This window comes from Acidobacteriota bacterium, assembly GCA_033549365.1.
GTDB lineage: Bacteria > Acidobacteriota > Aminicenantia > Aminicenantales > Saccharicenantaceae > JAWSUF01.
Genome location: JAWSUF010000003.1, coordinates 60983 through 74717 on the forward strand (window position 1 = coordinate 60983; position 13735 = coordinate 74717).

The following is a 13735-nucleotide window of genomic DNA, read 5'->3' on the forward strand; positions in this document are numbered from 1 at the left end:
GGGAAATGGTGTATAATCAATTGCAGGTGCGCAGGGATGATCGCGAAAAGGACATCCGTTTTCATTTTTACCGGCGTCATCCTTCTGGCTTTCTCCGCCGCCGGGGCACAGACGACTGAAGATATCGCCGTCAAGGTGCGCGTTACGGCCGAACAGGCCAACATCCGCGAACTCCCCGACATCGGCAGCGCCATGCTCATCCAGTTGCCCGAAGGAACCGTTCTGGATGCCGAGGCCCGGGAAAAAGACTGGTACCGCGTCCGCTTTACGCGGCGGGACGGATCCGTCGGGACGGGCTGGATTCACGGCAGCCTGGTCAGACCCCTGGAACCGGACGCACTTCCTTCCCGAAAGCCGCCGATAGAAAAACGTCCGGATATTCCCGTCAAGGCACCGCCGCGGCTTGTGGAATCGAAAAGCCGGATCGGCATCGCGGCCGGAAAAACAGGTCTCCTGCTTTTCGGCGGCGGCTCCGTCCTGGCCATGGGGGATTGGAATGCCTCAATGAAGGGGCTTGCGGACTATTTCGGCGCCGCGTCCGGTGCCCGGCCGTCGTCCGATCCCGGTTCGCTGCGCCTGGCCTATGTCCTCGGTTTCGAGTTTTCTTTTCCGCTCACGGACGACCTGTTTCTGGGTCTGGGCGCCGACTATTTTCAGGCCCGGTCTTCGAGTGAGATTTTCTACAGACGAGCGGGGACCGAGGATCTTCTGAAGATCGATCCTCATGTTCGCGCCTTGCCCATAAAGGCGGGGCTCATCTTCTCTCCGATCCCCAACTTTTACGCAAAGGGCGCTCTCCAGGTCATCTACGCCAAGGCCGGATACGGCTATCGTTTCGAGGAAGAGGAGGCCTGGCGGGAATGGACGGGCGAGGCTTCGGCGCTTGGTCTTGGAGGCGAAGCTGCGGTGGGCGGGGAATGGACGATCTTCCCCGGGGCCGTCTTTGTCGTTGAAACGGGATATCGCCGAGCGAAGATCAGTGGTTTCAAAGGTTCGGACACCTTCATCGATTCCGAGGGATGGACGAACACGGAAAACGGCCGGCTCTATGTCTATCAGGCCGCCCTGCCGGGATTGGAACAGGAGCCGTTTCCTCTGATGTTCATCCGGGCCACGCGGCCGGCCGAGGCCGGCATTTCCGACGCCCGCGATGCCGTTGTCGATTTATCCGGCATCTCCCTCAAGATCGGCCTCAAGATCCTCTTCTAACCCTCAACGGATTCCTCGATGTCCCTGTATTCGTCCCAGTGCCTGATCTCGAGATCCCGAAAAGTCTTGGCCGTCAGCGACTGCACGAACAATTCGGCCACCTGGAGGTTCGTCAGCAGAGGAACGGAAAAATCGACCGCCAGGCGCCTCAGACGGTAATCGCCGTCAAGCTCGATCGTCTTTTCCGGGTTGGGGACCGAAAGGACGAAATCGATCCGGCCTTCCGTGATAAGTGTGCGGATGTTCGGTTCCCGCTTTGTCTGAATCTTGTGGAGCAAGGTATTGGGAAGCCGGTGTTTTCGCAGAAACAGCGATGTTTTCTCGGTGGCATAGAGCTTGTACCCTCCGGCCTTGAGTGCCCGGGCCGATTCGAGGAACCGCGTTTTCGCCTTGTCTCCGCCGAGGCTCAGAAGAAAGCTCCCTCCCGGTCCCGGCAGCCGGTATCCGGCCGCGATGAGAGACTTCAGAAAGGCCTCGTGGACATCCCGGCCCAGGCAGGCCGCTTCTCCCGTTGAAGCCATCTCGACGCCCAGCGCGGGATCCGCTCCTTTCAGCCGGGAAAATGAAAATTGGGGCGCCTTGACCCCGACATGGTTGAGATCCAGGGTTGATGGCAAACCCCGGGTCAGGGCCTTGATTTGGGCGGTCCTGTTCTTCGGATCTCCATTGGGGGCGCTTCCGGCATTCGGGGCGACCAGGCCGGCTTCCATCACCATCGCCCGCACGGCCAGGTCGATGAAATTCGTCCGGGAGACTTTCGAGACGAACGGAAACGACCGCGAGGCCCGAAGATTGCATTCGATGACCTTGAGGGCGTTGTCCCTGGCCAGAAACTGGATGTTGAACGGGCCGGTGATGCGGAGCGCCCGGGCGATCCGGGTTCCGATCTCGCGCACCCTGCGGATGGTCTCGATATAGAGTTTCTGAGGGGGCAGAACCATGGTGGCGTCGCCGGAGTGGACGCCCGCGTTTTCGATGTGCTCGACGATGGCCGAGATCACAATCTCGCCCGCCCAGGCAACGGCATCGAGCTCGATTTCCTTGGCGTTCATGATGAACTTGGAAATGACGACCGGATAGTCCGGCGTCACGCGGGAGGCCTTCTCCAGGTAACCGGCGAGATCGCGCTCGTTGAAGACGAGGCTCATGGCGGCCCCGCTCAGGACATAGGAGGGCCGGATGAGAACGGGAAAACCGATCGACCGGGCGAAAGCCCGGGCCCGGGCCGGGCTGGTCAGCTCGCGCCACTCCGGCTGGTCGATGCCCAGGCCGTCGAGGAGGCGGGAAAATTTGGTGCGGTTTTCGGCGCGGTCGATGCTGCGGACCGGGGTGCCCAGGATGCGCAGGCCCGCCCGGCCGCATTTCAGGGCGATGTTGTTCGGGATCTGCCCGCCCGTCGAGACGATGACGCCGTCCGGGTTTTCCTTGTCGTGGATGTCCATAACCCGTTCGAAGCTCAGCTCGTCGAAATACAGCCGGTCGCAGACGTCGTAGTCCGTCGAGACGGTTTCGGGATTGTAGTTGATCATGACGGTCCGGCATCCCGACCGGGCCAGGGTCCGGGCGGCATTGACGCAGCACCAGTCAAACTCGACGGACGAACCGATGCTGTAGGACCCCGAGCCAAGAACCATGACGGTCGGCCGTCCGGCGGCCGCTTCATCCGCCGCGTCGGCCTTCGGTCCGAAAGCGACGTCGTCTTCGGATCCGTGATAGGTCAGGTAGAGATAGTTCGTTTTTGCCGGATACTCGGCGGCCAGGGTGTCGATCTGCTTGACGACCGGCTCAATGCCCAGCCTTTTTCGGGCGCGCCGGACATCGGGCTCCCGCGATCGGGTCAGAAGGGAGATCTGCTTGTCGGAAAAGCCCGCCCTCTTGGCTTCGCGGAGGAGGTCCGGATCCAGACGCCCGAGCTTTTTTCCGTCCAGCCGGGCCTCGATGTCCACAATATTCTTGATCTTGTGAATGAACCAGGCGTCGATCCGCGTCAGGGATCGAATCCGCTCGACCGTCCATCCCTTACGCAGGGCTTCGGCGATGCCGAACAGACGCTCGTCGGTCGGGCGGCGGAGTTCCTTTTCCAGGTCCGCGAAGGAGTAATTGGCATTGCAGACGACGCCGTACATGCCGACCTGGAGCATGCGGGCCGCCTTCTGGAGGGCCTCTTCGAACGACCGTCCCAGGGCCATGACCTCGCCGACCGACTTCATTTCGGAACCGATTTTCTTCGACACCCGGGCGAACTTCTTGAGATCCCATCTCGGGATTTTTACGGCCAGGTAGTCGAGGGCCGGTTCGAAGCAGGCCGATGTCACCTGGGTGATCGAGTTGCGGATTTCCGGAAGTATCCGGCCCAGGCAGATCTTCGCGGCGACGGCGGCCAGCGGATAGCCTGTGGCCTTGCTGGCCAGGGCCGAGCTGCGCGACAGGCGGGCGTTGACCTCGATAATCCGGTAATCGCCGGTTTTCGGGTTCAGGGCGTATTGGATGTTGCACTCGCCGACGACGCCCAGGTGCCGCACCGCCCGGAGGGCGATTTCCCGGAGGCCGTGATATTCGGTGTTGCTGAGAGTTTGGGACGGGGCAACGACGATGCTTTCTCCGGTGTGGATGCCCATGGGGTCGAAGTTTTCCATGTTGCAAACGGCGATGGCGTTGTCGGCGGCGTCGCGGAGGATCTCGTATTCGATTTCCTTCCAGCCGTCGAGATATTCCTCGACGAGAACCTGGCGGGATGCGGAAAAGGCCCGGCGGAGGGCTTCGCTCAGCTCCCGGGAGGTGTGAGCCGGTCCGCTTCCGCGTCCCCCGAGGGCGAATGCCGCGCGGGCCATGACCGGATAACCGATCGCGTCCGCCGCCCGGAGCCCGGCTTCGACCGATCCGACGGCGATGCCCCGAGGTGTTTTGAGTCCGGCTTCGGCCAGGGCCGCGTTGAACAACGCCCGGTCCTCGGTTTTCTCGATGACCTCCATGGGGGAACCGAGAACTTCGACCCGGAAGCGCCGGAGAGTTCCCGATTTCCAGAGGGCCGCTCCGCAGTTGAGGGCGGTCTGCCCGCCGAAGGCGGCGAGGAGGCTGTCGGGCCGCTCCCGGCGGATGACTTCGGTTACGAATTCCGGTGTCACGGGGAGGAAATAGACTTTGTCGGCCAGGCCTTCGCTGGTCTGGATGGTGGCGATATTGGGATTGACGAGAACGACCTCGCAGCCTTCCTCTTTGAGCGTCTTGACGGCCTGGCTGCCCGAGTAGTCGAATTCGCCGGCCTCGCCGATCTTCAGGGCGCCGCTTCCGAGAACGAGGACCTTGCGGGCGATCGTCATCCCAGGCTCTCCAGAAATTCCGACAGAAATCGGGCGGCGTCCGTCGGGCCGGGGCAGGCTTCGGGGTGGAACTGGACGGAGGAGAAAGGCTTGCGGATGTGGCGGATCCCTTCGTTTGTCCCGTCGTTGGCGTTGGTGAACCAGGGCCGCCAGTTTCGCGGAAGTGTCCGGGTGTCGACGGCATAGCCGTGATTCTGGCTGGTGATGTGGCAGCGCCGTGTTCCTTCCTCGAAACAGGGCTGATTCTGGCTCCGATGGCCGAACTTCAGCTTGAAGGTCGAGGCACCGGCCGCAAGGGCCAGAATCTGGTTTCCGAAGCAGATGCCGAAGATCGGCAGCCCGGCGCCCATCAGACGTTTGACGGTCCGGATGACGGGTGCGGCGGTCATCGGATCTCCGGGGCCGTTGGAAATGATGATCCCCCGGGGGGAGAAATCCAGAAGGCGGGAGAAATCCGTCGCGGCGGGGACACGGACAACGGCAAATCCCCCGGCGGCGAGAGAGCGAACGATGTTCAGCTTCGTCCCGCAGTCGATGAGGACGACGGCGCGGCGCGCCCCGGGATTGGCGATGCGGATTTCGTGCGTCGAAACTTCGGAGGACAGGTCGCGGGCGTTCGGGTCGGGCAGGCGCCGGGCCCGGCGGACGAGGGTCCGTCCGTCAAGCGGGTCTTCGGTTGCATCCAGGAGGCCGGGCATGACGCCGCGGGCGCGGAGGCGCCGGGTCAGGGCCCGGGTGTCGATGCCGGCGATTCCGGGAATGCCGTTTTCCCGAAGCCAGGCCTCGAGCGTTTTGCGCGAGCGGATATGAGAAGGCGCCTCGCAGAATTCGGAGACGACATAACCGGCGATTCGGGGCCGGTCGGATTCGAAACTTTCGGGATCGACGCCGTAGTTCCCGATCAGGGGATAAGTTTGGCAGAGGATCTGGCCGTGGTAGGAAGGGTCGGTTATGGACTCCGGGTAACCCGTCATCCCGGTATTGAAAACGACTTCCCCCCCGATGCGCGCGGGCGCGCCGAATCCTATACCCTCCCAGACGCTTCCGTCGGAGAGGGCCAGCACCGCTTTTCGTATGGGGTGATCCTCCGGCACATTTTCGGCGAGTATAGCACAACGCCCCCGGCCCTGTCATCCCTCATTGCTTTTTTCCGAACGAACCCGCGGCGGCTTCCGCTTTTCGGGCTCGGGTGAATCCCTTCACAAGACGTGTCCGAGCCCCGGCGAGTCTCGTCCACTCCGGTTCCGGGTCTCGCTCCCCTCCGCCTTCGGCTTCGGATCCATGCCCGCTCGACCCTCCAACGGCTTGTTCCGGGATCCGCCCTGCGCCCCGCGGAAGCCTTCCGAACTCTGGCTGCTGGATCTCACTGAAAAATCAATCAAATCCAGCAGACAAAGCAGAAGAGGGTTGATGGGGCCGGGGGAATAATGTAGATTAAGGTGGCGAGGAGGCGAGGATGGCGAGAAAAACGAGCGCAATTGTTTTTGTCCTATTGTTTGCCGCGGCGGCGGCCGGCTGCGAAGCCGGCGAAGCCTCCGCGAACAAACCCGTGGCCCATTATCCCAAGACGACCCATGATTTCGGCAAGGTCACCCACGGAGATGTGTTGAATCATGAATTCGTGGTCGTCAATAAAGGGGATGCCCCCCTCATGATCGATCAGGTCCACACCTCCTGCGGCTGCACGGCGGTTGTCATCACGGAAAAATCCATCGCGCCCGGCAAGGAAGGCCGCGTCAAGACGACCTTCAACACACGCGGGTATTCCGGAAGAACCATCATGTACATCTTTGTCGAGACAAACGACCGGAGCAACCGGAGACAGGAACTCAATCTCGTGGCCCATGTCGAAACGCCGCCCCAGCCGAAAATCGAGCTGGATATCTACAACCTCGATCTGGGTTTGAGTCTCCAGGGCGAGGAGACCTCGTCCGTCGTCAGGGTCAGCAATCCCGGCGAGCTCGAGCTCCGGTTTGAGGCCGAGCATCAGGAGATCGAATTTTTCGTCGCGGGGAAGCGGGCGAAGTTTCCCCTGCGCATCCGGGCCGGAGGTTCGGTCGAAGTCGAATTGAAATTCCCGGGCTCGATGAAACGGGGCTCCATCCGGGACTATGTTCTCTTCAAATCGAACGACCCCATGCGTTCTTCCCTGTCCATCTTCGTCACGCGCTACATCGTCACCAAGAGCGAACTCAAGTCCCTCTTCGAAAAATACAAGGACGTCATTCGCTGAAACCCGCGGCCGCCCCCTCCGGACGCGGCGCGGCGAAAGATAGGGCTGCCATGTCCCGCATGTGTCCGAAAGGCAAGACCGCCGGCACCCCTGTTCTTTTTGACGTGACGGTTGTTCCGCGCGCGGGCCGGGCCGGCGTTGAAAAGACGGGGGATCGCGCCTACCGTGTCCGGGTGACGTCTCCCCCCGAGGGCGGCCGGGCCAACCGTGATGTCCTTCGTCTTCTGGCCGAGTTGTGGGGCGTTCCGCCGTCATCTCTGTCCGTCGTGCGCGGAGAGACGTCCCGCCGCAAAACCGTCGCCTGCCGCGATCCCCGCATGGCGGGATGAGGAGGATCGGAATGGACATTTACAATCTCGTCAGCCTGGCCGGGATTTTCATTCTGGTCGGTTTCGCCTGGATGTGTTCGTCGGCCCGCCGCTCCGTCAATTTCCGGGTCATTGTCTGGGGCATCGGACTGCAATTCCTGTTCGCCTTTTTCATTTTTGTGGTTCCGGCCGGGTCGCAATTTTTTCTGTTCGTCAACCGGGCGGTCGTGGCCGTGCTGGACAGCGCCACGGCCGGAACCCGGTTCGTCTTCGGACGTCTGGCCATGCCGCCCGGGGCGGTCAATGAAGCCGGCGAGACCTCGCTCGGCTATTTTCTGGCCTTTCAAGGTCTGCCGACCATTATTTTCTTCGCCGCCCTGGTCGCCGCGCTCTATCACCTCGGCATTCTGCCCGCCGTCATCCGTCTCTTCGCCCGGGTTTTCACCCGCCTGATGCGGGTCAGCGGCGCCGAGGCCCTGTGCGTCTCGAGCAACATTTTCGTCGGCGTCGAATCGGCCCTTGTCGTCAAGCCCCACTTGAAGGACATGACGCGCTCCGAGCTCGGCACCATTCTGACCGCCGGAATGGCCACCATCGCCTCGACCGTCCTGGCACTCTACGTCATGCTTCTTCAGAACCAGCTGCCGACCATTGCCGGCCACCTCGTGTCCGCCTCCTTCATTTCGGCCCCGGCGGCACTTGTCATGGCCAAGCTGATCATGCCCGAGATCGGAAAACCCGTGACACTCGGTCTGGACGTCCAACCCCATTACGAAAGAGAAGACAATGTCATTCTGGCCGTCATCAACGGCGCAACGAGCGGATTGAAGCTTCTGGGCGGAATTATCGCCCTCCTCATCGCCTTTCTCGGGCTTCTGGCTCTCCTCAACTTCATGCTCGGCGGCGCCGGCGGCCTTTTGAACAAGGCGTTCGGCTGGGAGACCGCCTGGACCTTCGAGTCGCTGCTCGGGATCGTGTTTTATCCCTTCACGCTGGCCATGGGCGTTCCGCCCGCCGATGCCGTCGAAGTGGCCCGGATCATCGGCGAGCGGACGGTGACGACCGAGGTCGTCGCCTACGGCCATCTCTCCGATCTCATGGCCCGCGGCGTTCTCCAGCACCCGCGGTCGGCCCTGATCGCATCCTACGCCCTGTGCGGTTTCGCTCATATTGCCTCGCTGGCCATCTTTATCGGAGGTTTGGGCGCCCTCGCTCCCGAGCGGACGGGCGATCTCTCGCGCCTCGGCTTTCGGGCGCTCCTGGCCGCAACGCTGGCCTGCCTCATGACGGGCGCCGTGGCCGGAGCCTTCACGACGGGCGGCTCCATTCTTCTCGGCCGCTGAACCCGCGTCGGCTTCCGCTTTTCGGGCTCGAAGGTGTGAGACATTCGGAAGGCGGCGCGCGTCTTGATTTATGGAGGTTCGGCCGGGGATGTGTTAGAATGACGGACAACAACTCCCCAGGAGGTCCATATGAAAGTCAAAATCATGCATATCCTTTGGGCGACGGATTTTTCCGACGAGGCCGGAAACGCACTCAAAATCGCCCAGGCCTTCGCCAAGGCCTTCGGCGCCCGGCTGACCGCCCTGCATGTCGTGCCGGATTATGCCCCCCTGCTCCACGAAGTGGTGGCGGCCCAGGTTGCGGATTTCAGCCGCCGGGTCCGGGAATTGAGAAAAGCGACGCGAAAAAAAATCGAGACCGAAGCCAAAAGACGCCGCATCACGTTCAAGGACATTCTGGTCGAAAGCGGCTCGGCGCCGAAAAAGATCGTGGAAACGGCCGAAAAAAAGAAGGCCGATCTCATCGTCATCGGTCGGAAGGGGCTTTCGGCCATGGAAAAAGTCTTTGTCGGCAGCGTGGCCAACCAGGTTCTGCGGGCCTCGTCCGTGCCCGTGCTCATGACCGGCGGCGGAAAACCCCGCGCTTCCTTCAAGAAAATTCTCGTGCCGACCGATTTTTCCGTCCAGGAGGAAATCGAGCGGGACTATGCCTGGGCGCTGGCCGGCGCCTTCGGGGCCGACTTGACCCTTCTTCACGTCCTGGAACTCCATGAGTACAGCTTCTCCCCAAGAGAGCTGCAGGCCGTTTTCGACGATGTCCTGGGACGGCTGAAGAAGAGGAAAGCCCGGACCAAGGGATCGTTCCAGGTCCGTGAAGACGTGACGCGGGCGGTGAACGCGGCCGGGGGCATCGTCGAATACGCCGAGAGAAAAAAATCCGATCTCATCGTCATGTCAACGTGCACCGAGGGATTCCTCCAGCGGTTTTTCCTGGGAAGCAATACCGAGAAGGTGATCGCCTATGCCGGGATTCCCGTCTTCGCCATCCCGGCGGCCTTCTGCAAGGTCTGACGCCGGGTGGACCGAAGAAGGATTTCCTGGCTGGCCCTCAACTCCGTTTTCCACGGCAGCCCGCGGCCGGCCTGGAGGATCCTTCAGATGGGGCGGGCCCCGGAAGACATCCTGAGCACGAGCAAAAAGGGGTTGCTGGCCCTCGGGCTGAAAGCGGAAACAGCCGGAGAAATCGCATCCGGAGATCCCCTGCAGGCCGCCCGGGCGGAGTTCGATCGGGCGGAAAAAAAAGGCCTGACCCTCCTGACGCCCGATGACGACGGCTACCCCCGGCTTTTGCGCGAAATCTACGATCCTCCGCTGGCCCTCTATGTCGCCGGAAATCCCGGGGTTCTCAATGAACCGGCTGTGGCGCTTGTCGGATCTCGCCGGGTCACACCCTACGGCCGGGCCGTCGCCGAGCGTCTAGCCGCCGATCTTGCCGAGCGGGGTCTTGTTGTTATCAGCGGTCTGGCCCGGGGCGCGGACACCGCGGCGCATCGCGGCGCTCTCGAAGGAGGGAAAACGGCGACCGTTCTGGGATCCGGTTTGGAGAGAGTTTATCCTCCGGAGAACCGGAAATTGTTCGAAGCCGTTATCGCAAACGGCGCGGCCGTCTCGGAATTCATGCTGGATGCCGACCCCCTGGGCTATCATTTTCCGCTGCGGAACAGAATCATCAGCGGATTGGCCCTGGGCGTTGTCGTCATCGAGGCCTCGGAGCGAAGCGGATCGCTCATCACGGCCCGACTGGCTCTCGATCAGGGCCGCGAGGTCATGGCCGTTCCGGGAAACGTCACGTCGCCGCTGAGCCGCGGCGCCCACGGACTGGTCAAAGCCGGCGCCCGGCTCGTCGAATCCTGGGAGGATGTCATCGAGGAATTGCCTCTTGAATCCAGGACCGCTCTTCTTGCGGGAACCCGGCGGGATAAAGAAAACGCTTGCCTCGACGGCGAGGAAAGTCTTATTATGGGAAGCCTTGTCGCGGATGGAACGGTTCACGTGGATGACATTGTGGATCGCACCGGGCTCTCTGTGCCGGTTCTTTTGTCCGCCCTGTTGAAACTGGAGCTGAAGAGTCTCGTTGTCCAGCATCCCGGAAAGCGTTATCAGAGGAGATTGTAAGTGGCAAAATCGTTGGTTATCGTGGAATCGCCGGCCAAGGCCAAAACCATCAATCGCTATCTCGGACCGGATTTTATCGTCAAGGCGTCCATGGGGCACGTCTGCGACCTCCCCAAGAGCAAGCTGGGCGTGGACATCGAAGACGGCTTCAAGCCGAGCTACCAGGTCATTCCCGAAAAAAAGAAGAATGTGACGGAAATTCAGAAGTCGGCCAAGACGAGCCAAACCGTCATCCTGGCCGCCGACCCGGACAGGGAAGGCGAGGCCATCTCCTGGCATCTCAGCCGCCTCATCGAAGAGGACAACCCCCGGATCTACCGGGCCATTTTCCACGAGATCACGGACGACGGCATCCGCCGGGCTTTCGATAATCTGGGGCAGTTGAACATGAACAAAGTTCAGGCCCAGCAAACCCGCCGGATTCTGGACCGCCTGGTCGGATACCTCATCAGCCCCCTCCTGTGGCGCAAGATCGGCAAGGGATTGAGTGCCGGCCGCGTCCAGTCCGTGGCTCTGCGGTTGATCTGCGAGCGGGAACAGGAGATCCGCGATTTCAAGCCTGAGGAGTACTGGTCCATTACGGCGCTGCTTGAGGCTTCGGAGGCGCCCCTGTTCAAGGCGGGGTTGGTGGCGATCGACGGCAAGAAAGTCCGGATCCGCAATGCCGACGAGGCCGGGGCGGCCGTTGAGGTCTGCCGAACCGCGCCTTTCGTTCTGGACAAGATCAAGATCCAGGAAAAGAAAAAGAACCCGAGCCCGCCGCACATCACCTCCACGCTTCAGCAGGAAGCCTTCCGGACGCTGCGTTTCCCCGTGAAAAAGACGATGTTCATCGCCCAGAAACTCTACGAAGGACTGGCCATCGGCGATCCGCAGGGGCCGACCTCTCTCATCACCTACATGAGGACGGATTCCTTCCGGGTTTCCGACGACGCCCGGGAGGCCGCGCGCGCCTTCATCGCCGCGGCCTTTTCTCCGGCCCATGTTCCGGCCAAGCCTCCCGTCTACAAGAACCGCAAAAAAGCCCAGGACGCTCATGAAGCCATCCGCCCGGTTCACTTCGACCTGACGCCGGAAAAGGTCAAGCCGCATCTCAAGAAAGAGGAATACGACGTCTATCGCCTGATCTGGAACCGCTTTATCGCCTCCCAGATGAGTCCGGCCGTCGTCGAGGAGACGGAGTTCACGATCAACGCCGGCCGTTACGGCTTCAAGGCCAAGGGCGAGGTCGTTCGCTTTTCCGGATTTCTGGCCCTGGCGCCCGACGGCAATGTCCGAAAGACCAAAGACAAAGCCGAGGATTCGGATGATGTCCAAACCGGCGAAACTCCGAATGTCCCCGAAGGAGCCCTTCCCCGAGCCGCCGAAGGCGAGACGCTCCGCCTGGCCGATCTCGAATCCAAACAGAATTTCACCCAGCCGCCTCCCCGTTTTTCCGAGGGCAGCCTGGTCCGGGAACTGGAAGCCCGGGGCATCGGGCGGCCCAGCACCTACGCACCGATCATCTCCACGCTTCAGGACCGGACCTATGTGATCAAGGAGAAAGGCCGGTTCATCCCCACCGACCTGGGAATGTTCGTCGTGGAATTTCTGATCCGGCATTTTGCCGACCTCATGGATATCGAGTTCACGGCCCGCATGGAGGAGGAGCTGGACCGAATCGGCGACGGGGAGGCGGACGGACTGGAGAGCCTGAAGAAGTATCATTCCCTGCTGGACGGATATCTCAAGCAGACCGACGTTGTCGAGGGGGTTCAAAAAACAGGGATTCCCACAGAGGGAATTTGTCCCCAGTGCGGCAAAAACCTGGTCATCAAGAGCGGGCGTTTCGGGCGGTTCAAATCCTGTTCCGGCTATCCGGACTGCCGTTTCCGGGAAAGCCTGGCCAAAAAGGAAACCAAGATGCTCGAGGACACCTGTCCCGAATGCCAGGCGCCTCTGGCCCTCAAGACGGGCCGTTACGGAGCCTTTGTGGCCTGTTCAAGCTATCCCAAGTGCAAATATATCCGGAAGGAAAACAAGGACACAGGAATCGCCTGCCCCCTGGGCTGCGGCGGGACCGTTCTGAGGAGAAAGACCCGGCGGGGAAAAATCTTCTTCGGTTGCGGGAATTATCCCAAGTGTACCTTCGCCAGTTGGGATGAAATCGTCAACCGTCCCTGCCCTCTCTGTGAAGAAAAGGTCCTTTATCGAAAAAATGTCATTCGGGGCGAACCCTATCTCTATTGCCGCAACGAAAAATGCACATTCAAGGAAACCGCTCCGCGCGAAAAAATATGGGATAAGCCGGACGGCCATGAAGGACAGGATCTCTGATTTTCTGGTCTATCTTCGCCACGAGCGCAATGCCTCCCCGCATACCATCGCCGCCTATGGACGGGACCTTAAGCAACTGGCCGAATATTTCCACAGGCACGGCGTCCTGTGGAAAAATGCCGACGTCCTCGTTCTGCGGGGATTCCTGGCCGAGCTTCATGCAAAACATCTGAAAAAAACGTCGATCGGCCGCAAGCTGGCCTCATTGAGGGCGTTTTTCGATTATGCTCGTCGGAAAGGCTGGGTTTCCGCCGACCCGGCCGCCGGATTGGCGACGCCGCGAACGGACAAAACCCTGCCGTCCTTTCTCTCCGAGGACGAGGCGGCCGTCCTTCTCGATCTTCCCGCATCAAACCGCCCGGGCGACCTCCGGGATATGGCCATCCTCGAGCTTCTTTATGCCACGGGCATCCGCGTCAGCGAACTCATCGGGCTGAATCTTGAGGACATCCACCCCGGCGAACGCCTGATCCGTGTTCTGGGAAAAGGCCGGAAGGAACGGATCGTTCCCTTCGGCGCCAAGGCCGCGGAGAGGCTTCAGGTCTACCTGCAGGCCAGGCGTTCCATGCCCATTCTCAGCGGCGACGGGGAGCGGGCCGTTTTTCTCAACCTGCGGGGAGGGAGACTGACGGCGCGGTCCGTACAGAGAATGGTCCGGAAGCTCATCACCCGGACGTCCGTCAACCGCCGCATCAGTCCCCATTCCCTTCGCCATTCTTTCGCCACCCATCTTCTCGGGAGAGGAGCCGACCTGAGGGCCATCCAGGAGCTCCTGGGACATGCCAGCCTGGCGACAACCCAGAAGTACACCCACATGGACCTCAGGCAGCTCCTCGACATCTATAAAAAGAGTCACCCGAGAAGCTGAGGGAAGGGGGATTGCTCCCCCTC

Annotated in this window: 10 protein-coding genes; 8 read left to right on the forward strand and 2 right to left on the reverse strand. The window is 61.3% G+C overall.

From position 1 onward, the window contains the following. Window positions 1–36 precede the first annotated feature (36 nt). Window positions 37–1209 carry an SH3 domain-containing protein gene (locus SCM96_05530; GenBank protein ID MDW7760084.1) on the forward strand — a complete coding sequence of 391 codons (1173 nt, stop codon included), beginning with the start codon at window positions 37–39 and terminating at the stop codon, window positions 1207–1209. Here the strand turns inward: SCM96_05530 and carB are convergent. Further along, window positions 1206–4529, reverse strand: a complete 3324-nt coding sequence (gene carB, locus SCM96_05535; GenBank protein MDW7760085.1) for a carbamoyl-phosphate synthase (glutamine-hydrolyzing) large subunit — start codon at window positions 4527–4529, stop codon at window positions 1206–1208. The two genes, SCM96_05530 and carB, sit on opposite strands and share 4 nt — an antisense overlap. Further along, window positions 4526–5593, reverse strand: a complete 1068-nt coding sequence (gene carA / locus SCM96_05540) for a glutamine-hydrolyzing carbamoyl-phosphate synthase small subunit (protein MDW7760086.1) — start codon at window positions 5591–5593, stop codon at window positions 4526–4528. Before carA ends, carB begins: the two co-directional genes overlap by 4 nt. A gap of 392 nt (window positions 5594–5985) precedes the next feature. On the opposite strand from carA, the gene SCM96_05545 reads away from it, so the two are divergent. From SCM96_05545 to xerC, 7 genes are all read left to right on the forward strand, one after another. Continuing rightward, window positions 5986–6762 carry a DUF1573 domain-containing protein gene (locus SCM96_05545; GenBank protein MDW7760087.1) on the forward strand — a complete coding sequence of 259 codons (777 nt, stop codon included), beginning with the start codon at window positions 5986–5988 and terminating at the stop codon, window positions 6760–6762. 50 nt (window positions 6763–6812) lie between these two features. After that, complete coding sequence (locus tag SCM96_05550; GenBank protein ID MDW7760088.1) at window positions 6813–7091, forward strand: DUF167 domain-containing protein; 279 nt, start codon at window positions 6813–6815, stop codon at window positions 7089–7091. 11 nt (window positions 7092–7102) lie between these two features. Then, a complete protein-coding gene (locus SCM96_05555) occupies window positions 7103–8413 on the forward strand; it encodes a nucleoside transporter C-terminal domain-containing protein (GenBank protein ID MDW7760089.1) in 1311 nt (436 codons plus the stop codon). Between the two features lie 129 nt (window positions 8414–8542). Continuing rightward, window positions 8543–9424 carry a universal stress protein gene (locus SCM96_05560; protein ID MDW7760090.1) on the forward strand — a complete coding sequence of 294 codons (882 nt, stop codon included), beginning with the start codon at window positions 8543–8545 and terminating at the stop codon, window positions 9422–9424. A 6-nt stretch (window positions 9425–9430) separates the two neighbouring features. Beyond that, window positions 9431–10528 carry a DNA-processing protein DprA gene (dprA, locus tag SCM96_05565; GenBank protein ID MDW7760091.1) on the forward strand — a complete coding sequence of 366 codons (1098 nt, stop codon included), beginning with the start codon at window positions 9431–9433 and terminating at the stop codon, window positions 10526–10528. Then, window positions 10529–12844, forward strand: coding sequence for a type I DNA topoisomerase (gene topA, locus SCM96_05570; protein MDW7760092.1), 2316 nt, complete (start codon window positions 10529–10531; stop codon window positions 12842–12844). Beyond that, a complete protein-coding gene (gene xerC, locus SCM96_05575) occupies window positions 12825–13712 on the forward strand; it encodes a tyrosine recombinase XerC (GenBank protein ID MDW7760093.1) in 888 nt (295 codons plus the stop codon). Before topA ends, xerC begins: the two co-directional genes overlap by 20 nt. The last annotated feature ends 23 nt before the right edge of the window (window positions 13713–13735 follow it).

Excerpts from the sequence above, each read along its gene's own strand:
- SCM96_05530 (MDW7760084.1), top strand. The coding sequence starts at position 37 with ATGATCGCGAAAAGGACATCCGTTTTCATTTTTACCGGCGTCATCCTT.
- carB (MDW7760085.1), bottom strand. The coding sequence starts at position 4,529 with ATGACGATCGCCCGCAAGGTCCTCGTTCTCGGAAGCGGCGCCCTGAAG.
- SCM96_05545 (MDW7760087.1), top strand. The coding sequence starts at position 5,986 with ATGGCGAGAAAAACGAGCGCAATTGTTTTTGTCCTATTGTTTGCCGCG.
- SCM96_05550 (MDW7760088.1), top strand. The coding sequence starts at position 6,813 with ATGTCCCGCATGTGTCCGAAAGGCAAGACCGCCGGCACCCCTGTTCTT.
- SCM96_05555 (MDW7760089.1), top strand. The coding sequence starts at position 7,103 with ATGGACATTTACAATCTCGTCAGCCTGGCCGGGATTTTCATTCTGGTC.
- SCM96_05560 (MDW7760090.1), top strand. The coding sequence starts at position 8,543 with ATGAAAGTCAAAATCATGCATATCCTTTGGGCGACGGATTTTTCCGAC.
- xerC (MDW7760093.1), top strand. The coding sequence starts at position 12,825 with ATGAAGGACAGGATCTCTGATTTTCTGGTCTATCTTCGCCACGAGCGC.